The following is a 508-nucleotide window of genomic DNA, read 5'->3' as shown; positions in this document are numbered from 1 at the left end:
AAATTATCGAAAAAGCCTTTGAACTGGTGGTGCCACCCGCTTTGCACGACCACTGTTGTTTGATCGTGCTGGGCTCAGAAGGGCGTGGCGAGCAAATTCTTAAGACCGACCAAGACAACGCGCTCATTATTGAAGACGGGCTAGAATGGCCGCATTGCGAACAAGTAATGCAATCATTTACCCATACTCTGCAGCAGCTTGGTTACCCACTCTGCCCCGGCAAAGTGATGGTCAACAACCCGAAATGGGTCAAAACGCAGCAAGAGTGGATCCACACCTTAGATCATTGGATTGCGAAGGCGGAGCCTGAACCAATCATGGACTTAGCGATTTTCAGTGACGCACATGCAGTAGCAGGAAATCGAGAGCTTCTCACCCCAATAGCAAACCATCTCAGAGACAGCATGAAAGATCGCATGCTGGTTTTGTCGGATTTCACGCGCCCTGCTTTGCAATTTTCCGTGCCCCTTACTTTGTTTGGCAACGTAAAAAGTGCCAAGGATGGCTT

The 508-nt window shown here is 49.4% G+C and carries 1 protein-coding gene; it reads left to right on the top strand.

All coding sequences use genetic code 11. From position 1 onward, the window contains the following. Positions 1-508, top strand: a 508-nt coding sequence (locus tag R8N49_RS30735; protein WP_318190899.1) for a DUF294 nucleotidyltransferase-like domain-containing protein, incomplete at both ends; no start/stop codon positions are given.

The sequence above is a fragment of the Vibrio sp. 1978 genome, from assembly GCF_033344345.1.
This window is presented reverse-complemented; position numbering and strand designations above follow the sequence as displayed.